This window comes from Archangium sp., from assembly GCF_036277355.1.
Classification (GTDB): domain Bacteria; phylum Myxococcota; class Myxococcia; order Myxococcales; family Myxococcaceae; genus Archangium.
This window is the reverse complement of the sequence record NZ_DASUNC010000061.1, coordinates 24163-44308: the sequence shown is the minus strand read 5'-3', so window position 1 is coordinate 44308 and position 20146 is coordinate 24163. Positions and strand designations below refer to the sequence as shown.

The 20146-nt window shown below is 68.3% G+C and carries 17 protein-coding genes; 16 read left to right on the top strand and 1 reads right to left on the bottom strand.

Annotated features, from left to right (window positions below):
- The first annotated feature begins 69 nt into the window (after positions 1–69).
- The 3 genes from VFZ09_RS15680 to ybeY all read left to right on the top strand — a co-directional run bounded on the left by VFZ09_RS15680 (position 70) and on the right by ybeY (position 4628).
- Positions 70–1167, top strand: coding sequence for a PhoH family protein (locus tag VFZ09_RS15680; RefSeq protein WP_329728382.1), 1098 nt, complete (start codon positions 70–72; stop codon positions 1165–1167).
- 108 nt (positions 1168–1275) lie between these two features.
- Positions 1276–3759: an HDIG domain-containing metalloprotein gene (locus VFZ09_RS15675; protein WP_329728381.1), complete on the top strand. Its 2484-nt coding sequence runs from the start codon at positions 1276–1278 to the stop codon at positions 3757–3759.
- Between the two features lie 23 nt (positions 3760–3782).
- On the top strand, positions 3783–4628 hold the full coding sequence (gene ybeY / locus VFZ09_RS15670; RefSeq protein WP_414640708.1) for an rRNA maturation RNase YbeY: 846 nt from the start codon (positions 3783–3785) through the stop codon (positions 4626–4628).
- 24 nt (positions 4629–4652) lie between these two features.
- Here the strand turns inward: ybeY and VFZ09_RS15665 are convergent, their stop codons facing one another.
- A complete protein-coding gene (locus VFZ09_RS15665) occupies positions 4653–5114 on the bottom strand; it encodes a hypothetical protein (protein WP_329728380.1) in 462 nt (153 codons plus the stop codon).
- Between the two features lie 128 nt (positions 5115–5242).
- Between VFZ09_RS15665 and VFZ09_RS15660 the strand changes: the two genes are divergently transcribed.
- The 13 genes from VFZ09_RS15660 (at position 5243) to VFZ09_RS15600 (ending at position 19934) form a co-directional block, all read left to right on the top strand.
- On the top strand, positions 5243–6559 hold the full coding sequence (locus tag VFZ09_RS15660) for a DUF4105 domain-containing protein (protein WP_329728379.1): 1317 nt from the start codon (positions 5243–5245) through the stop codon (positions 6557–6559).
- Positions 6560–6613: 54 nt separating this feature from the next.
- Positions 6614–7733 (top strand): peptide chain release factor 2 gene (prfB, locus tag VFZ09_RS15655; protein WP_329728378.1). Its coding sequence is split into 2 segments (ribosomal slippage): positions 6614–6682 and positions 6684–7733, totalling 1119 coding nucleotides; the frame shifts between segments, so codons are not numbered across the junction.
- Between the two features lie 118 nt (positions 7734–7851).
- Positions 7852–8487 (top strand): sigma-70 family RNA polymerase sigma factor, encoded by a 636-nt coding sequence (locus VFZ09_RS15650; protein WP_329728377.1) that lies wholly within the window; start codon positions 7852–7854, stop codon positions 8485–8487.
- 26 nt (positions 8488–8513) lie between these two features.
- Complete coding sequence (locus VFZ09_RS15645; protein ID WP_329728376.1) at positions 8514–8867, top strand: zf-HC2 domain-containing protein; 354 nt, start codon at positions 8514–8516, stop codon at positions 8865–8867.
- A 99-nt stretch (positions 8868–8966) separates the two neighbouring features.
- Positions 8967–10511, top strand: a complete 1545-nt coding sequence (gene lysS / locus VFZ09_RS15640; RefSeq protein ID WP_329728375.1) for a lysine--tRNA ligase — start codon at positions 8967–8969, stop codon at positions 10509–10511.
- Between the two features lie 12 nt (positions 10512–10523).
- Complete coding sequence (locus tag VFZ09_RS15635) at positions 10524–12890, top strand: ABC transporter permease (protein WP_329728374.1); 2367 nt, start codon at positions 10524–10526, stop codon at positions 12888–12890.
- A gap of 5 nt (positions 12891–12895) precedes the next feature.
- A complete protein-coding gene (locus VFZ09_RS15630; protein WP_329728442.1) occupies positions 12896–13570 on the top strand; it encodes an ABC transporter ATP-binding protein in 675 nt (224 codons plus the stop codon).
- A gap of 151 nt (positions 13571–13721) precedes the next feature.
- On the top strand, positions 13722–16115 hold the full coding sequence (bamA, locus tag VFZ09_RS15625) for an outer membrane protein assembly factor BamA (RefSeq protein WP_329728373.1): 2394 nt from the start codon (positions 13722–13724) through the stop codon (positions 16113–16115).
- 104 nt (positions 16116–16219) lie between these two features.
- The gene (locus VFZ09_RS15620) at positions 16220–16786 is read left to right on the top strand and encodes an OmpH family outer membrane protein (RefSeq protein ID WP_329728372.1); all 567 of its coding nucleotides are present in this window, start codon (positions 16220–16222) and stop codon (positions 16784–16786) included.
- A gap of 8 nt (positions 16787–16794) precedes the next feature.
- Positions 16795–17859, top strand: a complete 1065-nt coding sequence (lpxD, locus tag VFZ09_RS15615; protein ID WP_329728371.1) for a UDP-3-O-(3-hydroxymyristoyl)glucosamine N-acyltransferase — start codon at positions 16795–16797, stop codon at positions 17857–17859.
- Positions 17856–18332, top strand: a complete 477-nt coding sequence (fabZ, locus tag VFZ09_RS15610; protein WP_349257908.1) for a 3-hydroxyacyl-ACP dehydratase FabZ — start codon at positions 17856–17858, stop codon at positions 18330–18332. The genes lpxD and fabZ overlap by 4 nt, the downstream gene beginning before the upstream one ends.
- Positions 18333–18352: 20 nt before the next feature.
- Positions 18353–19129 carry an acyl-ACP--UDP-N-acetylglucosamine O-acyltransferase gene (gene lpxA / locus VFZ09_RS15605; protein ID WP_329728370.1) on the top strand — a complete coding sequence of 259 codons (777 nt, stop codon included), beginning with the start codon at positions 18353–18355 and terminating at the stop codon, positions 19127–19129.
- A 1-nt stretch (position 19130) separates the two neighbouring features.
- Complete coding sequence (locus VFZ09_RS15600) at positions 19131–19934, top strand: LpxI family protein (protein WP_329728369.1); 804 nt, start codon at positions 19131–19133, stop codon at positions 19932–19934.
- Positions 19935–20146 lie beyond the last annotated feature (212 nt).

The following is a 20146-nucleotide window of genomic DNA, read 5'->3' as shown; positions in this document are numbered from 1 at the left end:
GTGGGAGGACGTTAGCTTGACAGTGAGGATCCTGAATTGTCCGACACCCGTCCCGAGGGATTAGACGAATTGCGAAACCCCGCCACAGTAGAGGCTCAAGCAGCAGTCAGCCCCACCTCGGCCAAGGTGGATGTCCGCGATAACGCAACGACCCTGGCGCTGTGTGGCAACCAGAACGAGAACTTGAAGCTCATGGAGCGTCGGCTCGGCGTCCGGGTCGGACAGCGGGGGACCGAGCTCCACCTGTCGGGGCCCTCGGACGCCGTGGCCTTCACGGTGCGCCTCGTGGAGAACCTCGAGGGGATGATCCGCGCCGGCCGCCCCATCTACCGCGAGGACGTCGAGCAGGCCATCAAGGTGCTCGGCCGCGGCGGGGCGGAGTCGCTCCAGGACGTGATGAACAGCCCGGTGCTCAAGAGCTCGGGCAACAAGCAGATCGCCCCCAAGAGCCTCGCGCAGAAGCGCTACGTAGATGCGATCCGCGCCCATGACATCGTCTTCGGCATCGGCCCCGCCGGTACCGGCAAGACGTACCTCGCCATGGCCATGGCGGTGGCCGCCCTGCAGGAGCGCAAGGTCAAGCGCATCGTCCTGGCGCGTCCGGCCGTCGAGGCCGGTGAGAAGCTTGGTTTCCTCCCCGGTGACCTCGCCGAGAAGGTGAACCCCTACCTCCGTCCGCTCTACGACGCGCTGCACGACATGATGGCCGTCGAGCGCGCCCTGCATCTGATTGAGCAGGGCGTGGTGGAGGTGGCCCCGCTGGCCTTCATGCGCGGCCGCACGCTCAATGACTCCTTCGTCATCCTCGACGAGGCGCAGAACACCACCATCGAGCAGATGAAGATGTTCCTCACCCGCCTGGGCTACAACAGCAAGGCGGTCATCACGGGTGACGTGACGCAGGTGGACCTGCCGGTGGGCAAGGCCAGCGGCCTGCACCACGCGCGCTCCATCCTCAAGAACGTGGAGGGCATCAACATCTCCGAGTTCACCGAGGTGGACGTGGTGCGTCACCCGCTGGTGCAGGAAGTCATCCGCGCCTACGATCGCTACGACGCGGCGCAGCAGGCCGCCAAGGCCCTGAAGGAAGCGGAAGCGGCGGCGGCGGGCGGAACGGCACCGGAAGTAGCTGCCGGTGCGCCGGAATCCGACACGCCAACCCCTTGAATTTCCTCGCTCGATAGCCGGGTGAGCAGGCGGCGGGCGGCGGAGGGGATTCCCGCCGCCCGGTTTGCTTGATGAACCCGCCACGCCTCCCATAGGTTGGACAGCCCCATGGCCGAACCGGAATCGTCGCCCCCCGGACCCAGTCCGCTGGACGCGCTCGCCCACCGCTTCCGGCTCGGCCCCCGTTGGGGCCGGCGCCTGACGAGTGTGTTGCTGCTACTGACGGTGTCGGTGGCGGCGGGGTTCGTCATTTCCCCGGGCCTCTTCAGCCAGCAGATTCCCGCACTCACCGAGGAGCACCTGGGCAAGCCCTTCCGGGCCAACTCCCCGGCGGGCTTCAAGGCGGGGCGGGACTACGAGATCATCCACCAGGCGATGACCGAGCAGCGGCGCCTGGAGGCGCGCGGCGCGGTGCGGCCGGTGTACGACCTGAGCCCGGGCGTGCTGTTGGAGATCCGCGCGGCGGTGGGCGCGGCCTTCCAGGAGATGCGTCAGCGGCTGGCGGCCCGGGCGGCGGCCACCCAGCAAGAGGCGCCGGTGGTGGCGCCGGAGACGGGCAAGGCGCAGGCACGCAAGCCGGCCGCGTCCCTGGTGACGCCGGAGGAGCGCGAGCTCTTCCAGGGGCTGCTGTTCGGGCGCAAGGACGCGGTGCTGGACAATGACGACGTCCAGGCCCTGGCCTCGGCGCGCTTCTCCGAGGCGATGGAGCAGGCCACGGTGGCGCTGGTGGAGCGGGCGTACGGCTTCTCCGAGCCCACCCCGGTGTACATCACCAACTCGCGCGAGGAGGTATCGCGCGAGGGTCCGCAGGGCATCACCGTGCGGGACCTGAGGCACAACGGGGAGCAGACGCTGCCGGGGACGGCGCCCACGGTGGTGGACGTGCGCGAGGCGCACATGGAGATGGACCGCTTCGCGTCCATCCCGGGCAACCTGCTGCCGGACTCGCCGGGCGTGCAGCGGCGGGCGGTGCTGCGGCTGGCCAAGCGGCTGGTGCGGCCCAACCTCACCATCAACCTGGCGGAGACGGACGCGCGGCGGCGGCAGGCGGCGGCGGCGGTGAAGGACGCCGTCATCTCCATCAAGAAGGGCCAGCGGGTCATCGGGGACGGGGAGCTGGTCAACGAGACGCACCTGGTGGCCATCCGGGGCATGCGCTCGCAGACGGACCGGTTGGACCTGGTGCAGCTGCAGGTGGGCGGCACGGGGCTGGTGGCGCTGCTGATCTCCGCCACGTACCTCTTCTGCCGGGCGGCCTTCCGGCGCTTCCGGCCCACGCGCAAGGACGCGATGCTGCTGGGCTCGCTGCTGGTGGCGATGCTGGGCCTGCTGCAGGTGTGGGTGTCCATCGCGGACGCGGTGCAGGACCGGTACACGGCCATTCCCCTGGAGGCCTTCTATTACGCCTTCCCGGTGGCGGCCGGAGCCATGCTGGTGCGCTTCATCCTCTCCGAGGAGCTGGCGCTCTTCTTCGCCCTGGTGATGGCGAGCCTGTGCGGGGTGATGCTGGGCAACTCGCTGTCCTTCGGTATCTACGCGCTGGTGGGCGCGCTGGTGGCGGCGGACCGCGTCACCTACGCGAAGGACCGGGTGGGGCTCTTCCGGGCGGGCGTGGCCACCGGTGGCGTCAACCTGGTGGCGGTGCTCTGCCTCTTCCTGGCCGAGGGCAAGGGGCTGACGCCGGACACGCTCATCACGGCCCTGTTCGCCTTCTCGGGCACGGCGCTGGCGGTGCCGGTGATGGTGATGGCGCTCACGCCGCTCATCGAGTCCGTGTTCGGCTATGCGTCGGACCTGAAGCTGCTGGAGCTGGCCAACCTCAACCACCCGGCGCTCAAGGAGCTCATCGTCCAGGCACCGGGCACCTACCACCACTCCATCATCATCGGCACGCTGGTGGAGAACGCGGCGGAGGCCATTGGCGCCAATCCGCTGCTGGCGCGCTCGTGCGCGTACTACCACGACATCGGCAAGGGCCGGAATCCGCTCTACTTCGGCGAGAACCAGAAGGGCGAGAACAGGCACGACAGCCTCGCCCCGGCGATGAGCGCCGTCATCATCAAGCGCCACGTCACCGAGGGGCTGGAGATGGCGCGCCAGTACCGGCTGCCCAAGCTGGTGGCGGATGCGATTCCGCAGCACCACGGCACGCGGCTGGTGGGCTACTTCTTCCACAAGGCCGTCAAGGAGCAGGAGGGCAAGGAAGGCGCTCCGCCCATCGACGAGAGCATCTTCCGCTACCCGGGCCCCAAGCCTCAGTTCCGCGAGGCGGCGCTGGTGATGATCGCCGACGCGGTGGAGGCCTCGACGCGCGCGCTGCCCGAGCCCACCACGACCCGGCTGCAGGCCCAGGTGCAGAAGATGATCAACCTCATCTTCTCCGAGGGGCAGCTGGACGAGTGTGATCTGACGCTGAGGGACCTGAACCTCATCGCACAATCCTTCCTGCACACGCTGGAGGGCATCTACCATGCGCGCCCGGAGTACCCGGCGGGAGCGCTGCAGGCGGGCCCCAAGGGGGCGGCGTTGACGGTGGCGGGGACGACGACGAAGCAGGATGGCAAGGCGCGCCCGGCGGGCACGGGCACCTGAGGCGGCGGAGGAGGCCGAACGTGGTGAAGCTGCGCAAGGGCAAGATCATCCCGCGCGAGGATGGAAAGCGCATCGAGGAGTTCGTGGGCGCGGCGACGACGGGCACCGACTCCATGTCGGTGGCCCGCATGTTGGCGCCGCCGGGCTGGTCCGAGCCGGCGCAGACCCCCGAGTTCGACGAGGTGGTCATCGTCCTCAAGGGGGAGCTGACGCTGGTGGTGGATGGCCGGCGCCAGCTCATCGGGGAAGGGGAGCTGGGGATGGTGCCGCGGGGCCACCGGGTGGTGTACCGCAACGACGGGCAGGGCGCGTGTGACTACTACTCGCTCTGCGCGCCGGCCTTCCGGGTGGAGCGGGCCCACATCGAGGAGGCGCCCCAGGAGGCGGAGGACAACCGGGTGACGGTGCAGGTGGCGCACCCGCAGGGCAAGCGCTTCTCCAAGCAGGTGACGGAGCTGGCGGAGACGTTCCTACGCAAGTTGGATCTGTCGGGGTGCGAGCTGTCCATCTCCCTGGTGGGAGACCACGCCATCCGGCGGCTCAACCGCACGTGGCGCAAGAAGGACAAGGCAACGGACGTGCTGAGCTTCCCAGCGGGGGATCTGCCCAAGGGCACGCCCGGGCCGAGGCAGCTCGGGGACGTGGTCATCTCCCTGGACACGGCGAAGAAGCAGGCCAGGGAGTACGAGCGGACGCTCGAGGCCGAGGTGGCGCGCTACCTGGCCCACGGGCTGCTGCACCTGCTGGGGTACGACCACGAGCGCCCCAAGGACGCGCAGAAGATGGCGCGCACCGAGGAGCGGCTGCTGGGCGAGAGCGGCATGGTGGGCGACGCCGTGGCCCCCCGGGCCCGCAAGCTCATGACCTGAGGGCCCTCGCGCCGGAGGCCTCGCTCAGTCCAGGGGCTTGAAGCGCACCGTGCAGTGCCCGCCCACGCAGGCCGGGGTGGGAATGCCCTGGGGAGGCATGCAGGGAGGCATGGGGCAGGTCTCCTCCGGGACGCTCACGCAGGACTGCTTCAGGCGGGCGAGCGCGGCGGTGGAGAGCGCCCGCGGCGTGCACTGGGGGCAGCACCCCTCGGCGGCGGTCTGCGTCACGACACAGTCCGCATCGCGCGTGCAGCGGTCGTCCGCCTTCGGGTCGCCCGGGCCACCCGCCTGGGGCTCCGTCTGGACCGGAGGAGGGCGCTGGGCCGCCGAGCCCCCCGCGTCCGAGGGCGACGTGAGCGCGGAGCCTCCGCTCCGGGTCTCCTCGGTCGCGGTCGTGGTGGGCTGGGGGGCCTCCGAGGAGGGGGGGGCCGGGGGGCGATGACAGGCGATGAAGAAGAGGGTGCCGAGCAGGATGCCGCGCCACATGAGAGACTCCTGGGAAAAGGGGAGGGCCCTTCATGCCCCGAACGCCCGCTCACCTGCCAGCCACTCTCGGGGTTGAGTCGGGCAGTGCGCATGATAGGTAGGCCCGCCCTCATTTGTTGGGACGGACAATGCCTCGTCTTGCTCCATTGCTGACCTGCCTGTTCGGCCTGTTGCTGCTGGCCGCCACCCCGGCGCGTTCCCAGGAGATGCCTCCCTGGGGGACGGGCGAGAGCCAGGGCCAGGACCTGAACATCTACCTGGCCACCTTCGGGCCCGGAGATGACGTGGCCTCGTGGTTCGGGCACGGCTCGCTGGTGGTGGAGGATGCGCGGCTCAAGCAGTCGCGTCTCTACAACTACGGCATGTTCTCCTTCGACTCGACCATGCTGGCCCGCTACGCCATGGGGCGGCTCGAGTTCTGGGTGGACGACGCGAGCCCCGCGGGCACCTTCCGCTTCTACCGCTCGCTGAACCGGGACGTGCGGCTGCAGGAGCTGAACCTGTCCCCGGCGCAGAAGGTGGAGCTGGGGCGGCTGCTCGCGGTGAACGTGCTGCCGGAGAACCGGCACTACCTCTACCACCACTACAACGACAACTGCGTGACGCGGCTGCGCGACGCCATCGACAAGGTGGTGGGCGGCCAGTTGCACCAGGCCATGAGCGGCCCCGGGCGCATGACGCTGCGCGACCACACGCGCCGCTACTCGGACGTCAACCCGGCCATGGGCCTGCTGCTCGACTTCCTGATGAACGACGAGATCGACAAGCCCGTCACCCGCTGGCAGGAGGCCTTCCTCCCGGACGAGCTGGAGCGTCAGGTGGCGGAGACGCAGGTGGTGGGGGAGGACGGGCAGAAGCACCCGCTGGTGGCGAAGACCCTGAACATCTACACGGCGGAGGGCCGCCCGGTCACACCCGCGGAGCCGCCGAAGTACGGGCCCGTGCTGCTGGTGCTGGGGCTGCTGCTGGGCGGTGGCGCGGCGGGCCTGGGGTGGTGGATCCGCCGGAGCGGGGGAGGGCGGCTGCCTCGCATCCTGCTCGGCCTGCAGAACCTGCTGGTGGGCCTGGTGTCCGGGATTCCGGGGCTCGCCCTGTTCATCATGTGGCTGTTCACCGACCACACGGTGACGTACCGCAACGAGAACCTCTTCCTGGCCAACCCGCTCACCGTGCTGGCCATCCCCCTGGGCATCCAGTTGATGCGCGGCTCGCCCCGGGCCCTCGAGCGGCTGCGGCGCGTGTGGCGGGTGCTGGCGGCGCTGGGCGTCCTGGGGCTGGTGCTCAAGCTGCTGCCCATGTTCGACCAGGACAACTGGCGCCTCATCGCGCTCCTGCTTCCCGTGTCGATGGGACTGGAGGGGGCCTGCACCCTCGCCCGACTCCCGGCTCGGGCGGCCCGGCCCGCGGAACCACTGTCTCCTTCCCTGAAGGCTTCCGGTAGCTGATCATCCGGCAATCGCGCGCGGGTACCCCTCGCGCACACCGAGGACACGACACACATGGCCAACGACTCGATGGAGAAGATCAACGGACTTCGGGAGCGCCTGCTCGCGCTCCGGGGGCATCTTTGACCTCGACCGCAAGCGGTCCCGCATCGCGCTGATCGAGCGAGAGTCCACGCTCCCCAACTTCTGGGACGACAACACCAAGGCGCAGGCGATGCTCAAGGAGAAGACCACGCTCGAGTCGAGCGTGAGCGCCTACGAGAAGACCCTGCGCGGCCTGGACGACGCCCAGGTGCTCTTCGAGCTGTCCGCCGAGCTCAACGACGAAGCCAGTGCCAAGGAGGCCGAGGACTCGCTCGGCTCGCTCGAGTCGGAGGTCGCCAAACTGGAGCTGGCGCGGATGCTCTCCGGCGAGCAGGACCGCTCCAACTGCTTCATGGACATCAACGCGGGCGCGGGCGGCACCGACTCCATGGACTGGGCCGCCATGCTCATGCGCATGTACACGCGCTACTGCGAGCAGAAGGGCTGGAAGGTCGAGATCAACGACGCGGTGGAGGGCGAAGAGGCGGGCTTCAAGAACGTCTCGCTGCGCATTGAAGGCGAGTTCGCCTACGGCTACCTCAAGGCCGAGGTGGGGGTGCACCGGCTGGTGCGCATCAGCCCCTTCGACGCCAACGCGCGCCGGCAGACGGCCTTCGCCTCGGTGGACGTCTATCCGGAGGTGGATGACACCATCAAGATCGACATCCCGGAGAAGGACTACGAGCTGAAGTTCATCCGCGGCGGTGGCGCGGGCGGTCAGAAGGTCAACAAGACCTCCTCCACGGCGCAGCTGCGCCACCTGCCCACCAACATCCTCATCACCTGCCAGACGGAGCGCTCGCAGTCGGCCAACAAGGACATGGCCTTCAAGATCCTCCGCGCCCGCCTCTACGAGCTGGAGCTCAAGAAGCGCGAGGCCGAGCAGGCCGCCGCCGAGGCCCAGAAGAAGGACATCTCCTTCGGCTCGCAGATCCGCTCCTACGTGCTCGCGCCCTACCGCATGGTGAAGGACCTGCGCACCGGCGTGGAGACGGGCAACGTGGACGCCGTGCTGGACGGCAGCCTGGAGGAGTTCGTCACCGCCCAGCTCATGGGCGTGAAGAACCCCAACCGCAACGTCCCCGAGTAATTGCCCGGAAGTCCCGCGGAACCTTTCCATGGCCTCGTTGTCTCAGGCCGTGGAACGGGAAAACGCGAGACGGGGTAGGATGGACGCGCGCGGTGTAGGCCACGTGGGGAGGTCACCGGTGTCTTCGAGCGGGGTGCTCGGGATGGAGACAGAGGGAACGCCGGTGTCCGCCGAGGCCGAGGCCGCCGCGCGCGAGGAGCGCCTGTTGCTGGCGCGCCTGAGGCGGGGCGACCCGGGGGCCTTCGAGTCGCTGGTCAACACGCACCAGGACCGGCTCTACGACTTCTGCGTGCGGATGCTGGGGGACCGGGAGGAGGCGAACGATCTGGTGCAGGACGTCTTCGTGAGTGCCCACCAGAACCTGTCGCGCTTCCGGGAGGACTCGAAGCTGTCCACGTGGTTGTTCCGGATTGGAAAGAACCACTGCATCAACCGGCTGAAGTACCTGAAGCGGCGGGGCAGGGGACGCTCGGAGGAGTACGGCGAGCAGAGCGAGGGGGCGTTGGCGGAGCTGTTGGGCTCGCCCCCGGGGCCGGACGCGGCGCTGGAGTCGGCCAGGGAACAGGCGCGGGTACAGTGGGCCATCTCCCAGTTGGATCCGGACGCCCGGATGCTGGTGGCCCTGAGGGACATCGAGGGGTTGTCATACGAGGAGATCGTCGACATCACGGAGCTGGCGTTGGGTACCGTGAAGAGTCGGCTCCACCGCGCACGGGAGAAGCTGGCGGATCTCCTGGGACGGCTTGAGGAATGAACGGTTTTCAGCGGAGACTCCGGGATATGCCAGCGCAGCTCAGCCACCGCGAGACCAAGGCCCTCTTCATCGCCCTCGCCGATGAGGAGCTTCCGGCCGACAAGGCCCAGGCGGTGCGCTCGCACCTGGACGGGTGCGGCGAGTGCGCGCAGGGGTGGCAGCGCTATTCGGCCACCGTGCTGCGGGTGCGCAACGTGGAGAAGCAGAAGGCGCCCCCGGCGCTGGCCTCCATGGTGATGACGCGGGTGAAGCGCCAGCGGCGCTTCGGCCTCAAGCGGCTGCACCAGATGCACGCGCACTACCGCCTGCCAGTGGAGATCCTCATTCCGCTGCTCATCGCGGCCGCGGTGGGGGCCTTCCTCATCATGTCCGCGCCCTGAGACGGGCGGGGGCGGGTCTTTTCGGGAACATCCCTTCCAGCCATTCGTTGCGTCCCGGGGTGGGCTTGGCTACGGTGCCGCGCCCCTACGGGATGCCCCATGGCTGACACTCCAGAGAACAAGAACGCGGAAGCGGACCTCGGGTCCAAGGAGCAGGAAATCTACGACCAGCGCCTCGAGAAGGGGCGCAAATGGCGGGATTCCGGCTTCAACCCGTACGGCAACGGCTACCGCCCCCAGCACCTGGCCGCGGAGATCCTCGCCCGCCACGGCAACCAGTCCATGGAGGAACTGGAGAAGGCCGAGCCCGCCGTCTACGACGTGGCCGGCCGCATCGTGGCCGTGCGCAGCTTTGGCAAGGCCGCCTTCGTCAAGCTGCGCGACCGCTCGGGGGAGATCCAGGTCCACCTCAAGAAGGACGCCCTCGGGGACGCCTACGAGCTCTTCAAGCTCACGGACATGGGTGACTTCGTCGCCGCCCAGGGCGCGGTGTTCCGTTCGAAGACGGGCGAGCTGACCCTGTCCGCCACGAAGTTCGTGCCGCTCACCAAGTCCCTGCGGCCCCTGCCCGAGAAGTGGCACGGCCTCACGGACGTCGAGGTCCGCTACCGCCAGCGCTACCTGGACATGGTCTCCAACCCCGAGGTGAAGCAGGTCTTCCTCAAGCGCAACAAGCTGGTGCGCTTCATCCGGGACTTCCTCGACGCGCGCGACTTCGTCGAGGTGGAGACGCCGATGATGCACCCGCTGGTGTCCGGCGCGGCGGCCCGGCCCTTCCGCACCCACCACAACGCCCTGGACATCGATCTGTACATGCGGATCGCCCCGGAGCTGTACCTCAAGCGCCTGGTGGTGGGCGGCATCGAGCGCGTCTACGAGATCAACCGCAACTTCCGCAACGAGGGCATCAGCACCCGGCACAACCCCGAGTTCACGATGCTCGAGTTCTACCAGGCCTACGCCACGTTCGAGGACCTGATGGACCTCACCGAGGAGATGCTCTCGGGCGCGGCCAAGGCGGTGACGGGCGACACCCAGGTGACCTACCAGGGGCACGTGCTGGACTTCGGCAAGGGGTGGAAGCGCATCCCCATGACCGAGGCCATCCGCGAGGTGGTGCCCTCCCTGAGCGACAAGGACATGGCGGACCCGGAGCGGCTGCGGAGCGAGCTGCTCAAGACGACGCACGGCGACGCCGAGCGCCGCGCCGTGGAGACCATGCACCATGGAGAGCTGGTGGGCGCGCTCTTCGAGCACCACGTGGAGCAGAAGCTGGTGCACCCCACGTTCATCACCCACTACCCGACCGCCGTCAGCCCGCTGGCGCGCCGCAACGATCAGAACCCGGACATCACCGACCGCTTCGAGCTCTTCGTGGCCGGCCGGGAGATCGGCAATGCCTTCTCCGAGCTGAATGATCCGCTCGACCAGAAGGAGCGCTTCCTCGCCCAGCTGGACGCCAGGCAGCGCGGCCAGCAGGAGACGATGGACTACGACGAGGACTACATCCGTGCCCTCGAGCACGGCATGCCGCCCACGGCTGGCGAGGGCATCGGGATTGATCGCGTCGCCATGCTGTTCACGGACGCACCGTCGATCCGCGACGTCATCCTCTTCCCCCTCCTCAAGCCGCTTACGAAGTAGGCAGGGAATCTCGTGAACGCCGAACGGCAGACCGTCTACCGCTGGAGTCTCATCTGGAGCGGCGCCCTCGTGGCGCTCGTGGGGGCCGTGTTGCTCGGCCTGGCCATCACCCGCGCCGACGCCTGGGCGCGGGTGGCCGGCACGCTCGGCCTGTCCACCCTCAGCTGGGGCGGGCTGTTGCAGGCGCTCAACGCGCTGGGCCTGCTGCCGGTGCAGTCCGCCCTGCCGTCCGCCGTGGAGCTCGTCGGGAAGGAGTACCTCATCTCCGGCGCGGCGGCCTGGCTGGTGGGCTGGGTGCTCATCGCCTCCGGCATCCGGCGCGCTCCGGCCTCCGCCGAGGGTCCGAGCCCGGCCGCTGGCGCGACGCTGTACCCGCGGCTGGCCCAGTACCGGGACTTCTACTGGAGCACCCTGGGCGCCTACGGCGGCGGCATCCTGCTGTCGGAGCTGGTGCTCATCCTCCTGCAGACGTTCCTGTCCAGCGGTGGCGGCTCCGGGGCGGCGGGAGAGTCGTCGGGGCTGGCGCCGACGGTCGCCTTCGCGGTGTCGCTGATCGTCTCCTCGCTGGTCGCCTTCGCGTGCGGCTTCGTGGGGGCCTCGCGCGCGCGGCGGGTGGCCATGCCCGAGGCCACCATCGGTGTCATCTACCTGGGCCTGCCCGTGCCCATCCTGCTGACGCTGATGGAGCAGCTCCCGGATCTCCAGCTGTCGCTGGGCTACCGGCTGCGCGAGGTGACGTACCTGGCGGACATGCTCGGCCGCCCGGTCATCGGCTACTGGCTCGTCTTCTCGCTGCTGGTGCTCATGCTGGTGCTGGGCATCAACACCGGCTTCATCGCCGCGGGCAGCGGCCGGTTGGATCTCCGGTTGGGCTTCGAGCTGTTCGTGGCCCGCCGCCACGTGGGCGTCTTCCGCCCCTCGTTGCTGCTGGGCACGCTGGCGGTGCTGATGTTCGGCATCGTCCCGCCGCTCATCGTCTACGGCATCATCCGCGCGGTGGAGGCGGCCGTGGAGCGCACGCGCATCCGGGCCCTGGGCCTGAAGGATCCGCTCGCCGCCGCCTCCGCGCTCAACCGCCTCAAGCTGCGTGAGCAGTCGCCCACCATGATGATGACGGCGCTGTCGGTGGGCGGCGTCGGCGTGGGCGTGATGGCCCTCATCATCGTCCTGTCGGTGATGAGCGGCTTCGAGGAGGACCTGCAGAAGAAGATCCTCGGCGCCCACTCGCACGTGGTGGTGTCCAAGTACGCGGGCCAGCTGCCCGAGTACAAGCGGCTGATGGAGCAGATCGCCAAGGTGCCCGGCGTGCAGGGTCAGACGCCGTCCATCGACAACCCGGTGATGGTGCTCGCCGATGACGAGGTGCAGGGGATCGTCCTCAAGGGCATCGACCCGGAGACGGTGGGCTCGGTGTTGGATCTGCGCCAGAACATGCTGCCGGGCGGCAGCCTGGACCACCTCGAGCAGCCCCAGAAGATCGCTCCCCGGCGCACGATGTTCGGCAAGCAGCCCGATGCGCCCGAGGAGGAGGACGAGGCCGAGGATCCGATCATCGGCAAGTCCACGAAGAGTGCCTCGGACAAGGTGCTGCCCGGCATCATCCTCGGCCGGGAGCTGGCCAGCATCCTCCGGGTGGTGGTGGGGGACCGGGTGAACGTCATCTCCCCGCAGGGCGCCGAGCTGGGCCCCGCCGGTCTCATCCCCAAGAGCCGCGCCTTCCGCGTGGCCGGCATCTTCTACTCGGGCATGTACGAGTACGACGCCAAGTTCGCCTACATCCTGCTGTCCGAGGCGGAGAAGCTCTTCGGCACCGATGGCCCCAGCGGCATCGAGCTGAAGGTGGCGGACGTGGACGACGCCCGGCGCATCTCCCAGGCGGTGTCCCGCGAGCTGGGCGGCTACCCCTACCGCTCGCGCGACTGGGGGGAGATCCACCGCAACATCTTCTCCGCGCTCCGGCTGGAGAAGCTGGTGATGGGCATCATCCTGTCCATCATCATCGTGGTGGCCGCCGGCCTCATCGTGGCCACCGTCATCATGCTCGTGCTGGAGAAGCGCAAGGAGATCGCCGTGCTCAAGGCACTCGGTGTCTCCGACGGCGGCATCGTGAAGATCTTCCTCGCGGAAGGCCTGCAGATTGGCGTGGCGGGCGGCCTGCTGGGGCTCTTGTCCGGCCTGGCGTGGTGCTACTTCATCCTGAAGGTGGGCATCAAACTGGACCCGTCCGTCTATTACATCCCCTCGCTGCCGGTGAAGATCGAGCCGGTGCAGACCGCGCTCGCGGTGGTCATCGCGGTCCTGGTCACCTACCTGGCTTCCATCTATCCCGCGCTCAAGGCGAGCAGCGTGGAGCCGGTGGAAGGCCTGAAGGCGGAGTGAAGAAGATGGCGCTGCTCTCCATCCACAACGTCTTCAAGAGCTACTTCCTGCACGGCAAGCGCATCGACGTGCTGCGCGGCGTGTCGCTGGACATCGAGAAGGGCGAGCTGGTGAGCCTCATCGGTGCGTCCGGAGCGGGGAAGAGCACCTTCCTGCACGTGCTGGGCACGCTGGACATGCCGGCCGCGGGCGAGCTGCGCTTCGAGGGCCGCAACGTCTTCGCGATGAACGACGCGGAGATCGCCGACTTCCGCAACCGCACCATCGGCTTCGTCTTCCAGAGCCACTACCTGCTGCCCGAGTTCACCGCCCTGGAGAACGTGGCCATGCCGGCCCTCATCCAGCGCCGGGACCGGGGCGAGACCTACGGCTACGCGCGGGAATTGCTGGAGCGGGTGGGGCTGGGGAGCCGGGTGGAGCACCGGCCCGGGGAATTGTCTGGTGGTGAAGCCCAGCGCGTGGCCCTGGCCCGGGCCCTGGTGCTCAAGCCGGCGGTGCTGCTCGCCGACGAGCCCACGGGCAACCTGGACCCCGCCACCGGCGAGGGCATCCACCAGCTGCTGCGCGAGGTGAACCGGGACCTGGGCATCACCGCCGTGGTGGTCACCCACAACGAGGTCCTGGCCCGTTCCATGCCCCGCCGGCTGCGGTTGGTGGCCGGCCAGGTGACCGAGGCTTGACGTCTCCGCCCCCCCTCCGGCGATTTCCCATTGAGACCCGTCGAAGTCCTCCCGTAGATTGCCCCGCCCTTCACAGGCCGAACGCTCCTTGAGGCTCCCCGTTCTCTCGCTCAGGTTCCTTGTCCCGCTCCTCGTCGCCGCTTGGACGGTGATGCCCGGTCGCGTGCTCGCGCAGGCGGACAGGGGCACCCCGCCGGCCTCCGTGCCGTCCGAGGCGCTTCCCCCGGCCCCCGCCACGCCCGGCTCCGATGCACCCGCCGCCCCCGACCGGGAGGTCCGGGAGGGCGAGGTCACCGACATCCGCATCGAGGGCAACCGCCGCGTCGAGGCCGAGGCCATCCGCCGCGCCCTCCGCACCAAGGCCGGTGAGATTTTCGACGAGTCCCGCACCGCCGAGGATCTCCGGGCCGTCTGGGCCCTCGGCTACTTCGCGGACGTTCAACTCCTGACGCAGCGGCTGCCCAACGGCGGCATCGTCTACGTGGTGCGCGTCCAGGAGCGGCCCTCCATCCGCGCCGTGAAGCTGCGCGGCAACGAGGAGCTCAGCCAGGACGACCTCAAGGAGTCCATCGAGGTCAAGGCCCTCACCATCCTGGACATGGATGCGGTGCGCCGCACCCAGAAGAAGATCCAGGAGAAGTACGTCGACAAGGGCTACTTCCTCGCCGAGGTCGGCCACGAGATCACCCCCGTGGAGGGTGGCCAGGTCGACGTGGTGTTCGTCATCGACGAGAACTCCAAGGTGATGGTGAAGGACATCGTCTTCCTGGGCGCGGAGCAGGTGTCCGGCTCCAAGCTCAAGGACGTGATGATCACCAAGGAGGGCGGCTACCTCTCCTTCATCACCGGCGAGGGCACCTACCGCGAGGAGGCCTTCCAGCGCGACCTGGCGGTCATCCAGGCCACCTACTACGACGAGGGCTTCATCAACGTCCGCGTGGACAAGCCCACCGTCTCGCTCTCCGCCGACAAGCGCTACATCTACATCACCATCAAGCTGGCCGAGGGGGAGCGCTACAACATCGGGAAGATCGACTTCTCCGGCGACCTGGTGGTCTCCAAGGAGGAGCTGGCCGGGTTGATGAGCTCCGGGACGGGCCGGCACTTCAGCCGTACGGAGCTGGGCCAGGACATCCAGTCCATCACGGACGTCTACTACGACCGCGGCTACGCCTACGCCAACATCAACCCCGTCACCAACGTCAACGCGGACACCAAGACGGTGGACCTGACGTTCGACGTGCAGAAGGGCCCCCAGGTCACCATCGAGCGCATCGAGCTCGTGGGCAACACCAAGACGCGTGACAAGGTCATCCGCCGCGAGCTGCGCGTCTACGAGGGCGAGCTCTACAGCGGCACCGGCGTGCGCCGCAGCAAGGAGCGCGTGACGGCGCTCGGCTTCTTCGAGACGGTGGAAGTCACCCAGCGGCCGGGCACCCGCCAGGACTCCATCATCATCCAGGTGGAGGTGAAGGAGAAGGCCACCGGTACCTTCCAGGTGGGCCTCGGCTTCTCCAACGTGGAGAACTTCATCTTCACGGCCCAGGTGTCGCAGAACAACTTCCTGGGGTGGGGCCAGAGCGTGTCGGCCTCGGCGCAGATCTCCAGCCTGCGCTCGCTCGTGCAGCTGTCCTTCTTCGATCCGTACTTCCTGGACACCAACTTCCTGCTGTCCGCCGACTTCTTCCGCGTGGAGGCGGACTACGTCGACTTCACCCGTCAGTCCACCGGCGGCAACTTCTCGCTGGGCTACCAGGTGATCGAGGACCTGCTCCTCAACGTGGGCTACTCGCAAGAGCACGTGAACGTGTCGGCCTCGCAGGACTTCGGCGGCGTGCTGCTGGCCAACCGCTTCCTCAGCGGCGTGACGAGCTCGGTGCGCTTCTCGGTCACCTACGACAAGCGCAACAACCGCCTGTTCCCCTCCAAGGGCTTCATCCACTACGGCTCGGTGGAGTACGCGCCGCCCTTCCTGGGCATCGGCAACTCGCCGTTCCTCTTCACCCGCTACACGGCCTACTCGCGCCTCTATTTCCCCCTGCCCCTGGGCGCCGTCTTCAAGACGAACGCCACCGTGGGCTACATCCAGCAGCTGGATGCCAACCGGCCGCTGCCCATCTCCGAGCTCTACTACCTGGGTGGCATCAACTCGGTGCGCGGCTACCTGCTGCGCAGCATCAGCCCCTCACTGCTGGCGCCCAGCTCGGGCTCGCCGGACGCCCCCATCGAGCGGCTCAACGTGGGTGGCAACAAGCAGCTCATCCTCAACCTGGAGCTGGAGTTCCCCGTCTTCGAGAAGGCCGGCATCCGCGGCGTCGTCTTCTTCGACGCGGGCAACGCGTTCGCCTCCAACGAGAACTTCTTCGCCATCCGGAACGACCGGGGTGTGAATCTGCCGCTGGGGGGCCTGTTCACCTCGGTGGGCTTCGGCTTCCGCTGGTTCTCGCCGGTCGGTCCCTTGCGCTTCGAGTGGGGAATCCCGCTCAACAAGCGCACGGAAGACGAGCCCATCCTCTTCGAGTTTACGATCGGCAATTTCTTCTGACAGGCGGCCTGCCCGCTTCCCAGGTGGCCGTCCTCACGGCCTTTTGAACAGGGAAGCGGGTCGGAACGTCGGACTTTCCAAACCTCTCCGAGGAGCTGTCGCACATGTCGCTTCGAAGCAAACTGTCGGTTCTGGCCCTGACCCTCTCGCTCGCCGTTCCGACCCTGGCCGCCGCCCAGGAGCTGAAGGTCGGTTACGTGGACTATCAGCGCGTGATGAGCGAGGTGGCGGATGGCAAGGCCGCCAAGAACCGGCTCCAGAAGTGGGTGGAGGGGCGTGAGAAGGAGATCGCCCAGGAGCAGCAGAACCTCCTCAAGGAGAAGGAGACGCTGGAGAAGCAGGCCAGCGCCATGAGCGAGGAGGTTCGCGCGCAGAAGGCCGCCGACTTCCAGAAGAAGTACCTGGAGCTGATGCAGAAGTTCGAGAAGAGCCGCGCGGAGATCGCCGAGCGCGAGCGCAAGGAGATGGAGCCCATCATCGGGAAGATCGACGAGGTCATCGCCAACATCGCCCGGCGCGACAACCTGGGCATGGTCTTCGAGAAGCGGGACTCCGGCCTGGTGTTCGCGATGAGCCAGTATGATCTGACCAACGAGGTCATCCGGAACTACAACAGCGCCTCGGGCAAGCCCAAGGACGCGCCGGTCGCCAAGGACGCTCCCAAGAAGTAGGCCTCTTCGTGCACGCCACCACCCCCCGCCGGCTCGGTGAGCTCGCCACCCATGTGGGCGGCGAGCTCCTCGGAGATGCCGGCCTCTTGATTACCGGGCTCAACGGACTCGCCGAGGCGGCTCCGGGCGAGCTCTCCTTCTACGGCAATCCGCGCTACCGCAAGCAGTTCGAGGCCACGAAGGCCTCGGCCGTGCTGGTGACGTTGGACGCCGAGCCTCGCGAGGGCGTGTCGCTGGTGCGGGTGGCCAATCCGCACCTGGCCTTCGCGAAGATCTCCAGCCTCTTCCATCCGAGGCCCACCTACGTGGCCGGAGTGCGGCCCGGGGCGCACGTGCACCCCGAGGCGCGTGTGCACCCGGAGGCCACGGTGATGGCGGGCGCCACGGTGGACAAGGGCGCCACGGTGGGCGCTCGCGCCGTGCTCTTCCCCGGTGTCTACGTGGGCGAGGGCGCGGGCATTGGCGAGGACAGCCTGCTCTACCCCAACGTCACCGTGCGCGAGCACTGCCAGGTGGGCGCGCGCGTCATCCTCCATGCCTCGTGCGTGGTGGGCGCGGACGGCTTCGGCTTCGCCTTCAACCCCGAGGGGGAGAATGGCCCGGAGCACTACAAGGTGCCCCAGTCCGGCATCGTCCGCATCGAGGACGACGTGGAGGTGGGAGCCTGCACCACCATCGATCGGGCGACGATCGGTGAAACGGTCATCGGCCGGGGCTCGAAGCTCGACAACCTGGTGCAGATCGCCCACAACGTGAAGGTGGGCCCGCTGTCGCTCATCTGCGCGCAGGCGGGCGTGTCCGGCTCGGCGGAGCTGGGCATGGGCGTGGTGCTGGCGGGGCAGGTGGGGGTGGTGGGCCACATCCGCGTGGGGGACATGGCCAAGGTGGGCGCCCAGTCCGGCGTGGCCCACGACGTGGAGGACGGGCAGGTGGTGAGTGGCAGCCCGGCCGTCCCCCACAGGGAATGGTTGCGCATGTCGGCCGCTCTCGGGCAGATCAGCGACCTGCTCAAGGAAGTGCGTACCCTGCGCCGCAGGGTCGAGACGCTCGAGAAGAAGGAGAAGGCCGGATGATGGACATCCAGGAGATCCAGCAGTTGCTGCCGCACCGTTATCCGTTCCTCCTGGTGGACCGGGTGGTGGAGATCGTCCCCGGCCAGAAGCTGGTGGCGTTCAAGAACGTCACCATGAACGAGGAGTTCTTCAACGGCCATTTCCCGGGGCACCCGGTGATGCCGGGAGTGCTCATCCTGGAGGCGTTGGCGCAGGCCACGGCCATTCTCGCGTACAAGACCGAGAACATGGACCCCAAGAACATGGTGACGTACCTCATGGGGGTGGACGGGGCGCGCTTCCGCAAGCCGGTGGTGCCGGGCGACAGGCTTCAGCTGAACATCGAGGTCATCCGCCACAAGGGTGCCATCTGGAAGACGAAGGGCACGGCCACGGTGGATGGCGTGAAGGTGGCCGAGGGCGAGTTCCTGGCCACGGTGGTGGACAAGAACAAGGACACGGGCGGCGGCGGCTCCACGGCCGAGGCGTCCTGAGAGGGTAAGGAGGAGACACCATGGCGCAGGTTCACCCCACTGCGGTGGTCCACCCCGGTGCTCGCCTCCACGAGACGGTGGAGGTGGGTCCCTATTCCGTCATCGGCGAGAAGGTGACGATCGGCGAGGGATCGCGGGTGGGTCCCCACGTCGTCATCGAGGGACGCACGACGATTGGCGCGCGCAACCGCATCTTCCCGTTCGCCGCGGTGGGCGGGGCCCCGCAGGACTTGAAGTACGCGGGCGAGGACACCCAGCTCATCATCGGGGACGGCAACACCCTGAGGGAGTCCACCACGCTCAACATCGGCACGGCCGGTGGGGGCGGGGTGACGCGGGTGGGCCACAACAATCTCTTCATGGCCTACAGCCACGTGGCCCACGACTGCGTGGTGGGCAATGGCTGCATCATCGCCAACAGCGTGGCGCTCGCCGGCCATGTGGTGCTGGAGGACGCCGTCATCCTCGGAGGCCTGTCCGCGGTGCACCAGTTCACCCGGCTGGGCAAGCACGCGTTCATCGCGGGCGGCTCCATGGTGGTGATGGACGTGGCTCCGTACTGCACGGCGCAGGGAGACCGGGCGGAGCTGGCCGGCCTCAACGTGGTGGGCCTGCAGCGGCACGGCTTCAGCGAGGAGCAGATCGGCCGCATCAAGGAGGCCTACAAGATCCTCTTCCGCTCGAAGCTGCAGCTGGCGGAGGCGTTGGCCCAATTGAAGGCGGAGATGGGCGGCCAGCCGGAGATCGACTACCTGGTGGACTTCGTCAGCCAGAGCAAGCGCGGGCTGACGCGCTGACGTGGAGCGCATCGGCCTCATCGCGGGCAACGGCCGGTTGCCCTTCCTGTTCGCGAGCGCCGCCCGGGAGCAGGGGCTGGAGGTCGTGGCGGTGGCCCACCGGGGCGAGGCGGATCCCTCGCTCGAGGGGGAGGTCGCCGAGCTGACGTGGGTGAAGCTGGGTCAGTTGGACCGGATCGTCCGCGCCTTCCGCAAGGGAGGGGTGAAGCGGGCGGCGATGGCCGGGGGCATCGGCCGGGTGAGGGCGTTGACGGAGGCCCGGCCGGACCTGGGCGCGGTGCGCATCATCTCTCGCCTGCGCAGCTTCCGGGATGACGCCCTGCTGCGCGCGGTGGCGGACTACTTCGAGTCGCACGGCATCACCATCGTGGCGCCCACGGACTGGCTGGCGCAGGCGTTGTGCCCCGAGGGCCACCTGGCGGGGCCACGGCTGAACGCGGCGCAGGAGAAGGACGTGACGCTGGGGCGGGAGGTGGCCACGCTGCTCGGCCAGGCGGACGTGGGCCAGACGGTGGTGGTGCACAACGGGCACGTGCTGGCGCTGGAGGCGGTGGAGGGTACGGACGAGGCCATCCGCCGGGGCGGCAAGTACGGTGGCGCGGGCGGGGTGGTGGTGAAGCGCTGCAAGCCGGGGCAGGACCTGCGGTTCGATCTCCCGGCGGTGGGCCCGCGCACGTTGGAGGTCATGCAGGAGGTGGGGGCGAAGGTGCTGGCCCTGGAAGCGGGCAAGACGGTGCTGTTGGACGCGCCGGAGCTCTTCCGGGGAGCGGACAAGGCGGGCATCACTCTTATCGGAGTCCCTTGAGTCGAGCATTTCCCCTCTCCCCCCGGGAGAGGGACGGGGTGAGGGTGCCACGCTCCCCTGGCTCCTCCCCGTGCATGCTCCCTCTCCCTCTGGGAGAGGGCTGGGGTGAGGGTCGTCAATTCACACCCCTGTGTGGAATGCTCGCCGCCCAAGGGCCTGTTCCGGACACTACTCCGGGCTCCCACCCGGGTCCGCGTTGCAACGAGCCACGC

Excerpts from the sequence above, each read along its gene's own strand:
- VFZ09_RS15675 (WP_329728381.1), top strand. The coding sequence starts at position 1,276 with ATGGCCGAACCGGAATCGTCGCCCCCCGGACCCAGTCCGCTGGACGCG.
- VFZ09_RS15665 (WP_329728380.1), bottom strand. The coding sequence starts at position 5,114 with ATGTGGCGCGGCATCCTGCTCGGCACCCTCTTCTTCATCGCCTGTCAT.
- VFZ09_RS15660 (WP_329728379.1), top strand. The coding sequence starts at position 5,243 with ATGCCTCGTCTTGCTCCATTGCTGACCTGCCTGTTCGGCCTGTTGCTG.
- VFZ09_RS15645 (WP_329728376.1), top strand. The coding sequence starts at position 8,514 with ATGCCAGCGCAGCTCAGCCACCGCGAGACCAAGGCCCTCTTCATCGCC.
- lysS (WP_329728375.1), top strand. The coding sequence starts at position 8,967 with ATGGCTGACACTCCAGAGAACAAGAACGCGGAAGCGGACCTCGGGTCC.
- VFZ09_RS15630 (WP_329728442.1), top strand. The coding sequence starts at position 12,896 with ATGGCGCTGCTCTCCATCCACAACGTCTTCAAGAGCTACTTCCTGCAC.
- bamA (WP_329728373.1), top strand. The coding sequence starts at position 13,722 with ATGCCCGGTCGCGTGCTCGCGCAGGCGGACAGGGGCACCCCGCCGGCC.
- VFZ09_RS15620 (WP_329728372.1), top strand. The coding sequence starts at position 16,220 with ATGTCGCTTCGAAGCAAACTGTCGGTTCTGGCCCTGACCCTCTCGCTC.
- fabZ (WP_349257908.1), top strand. The coding sequence starts at position 17,856 with ATGATGGACATCCAGGAGATCCAGCAGTTGCTGCCGCACCGTTATCCG.
- lpxA (WP_329728370.1), top strand. The coding sequence starts at position 18,353 with ATGGCGCAGGTTCACCCCACTGCGGTGGTCCACCCCGGTGCTCGCCTC.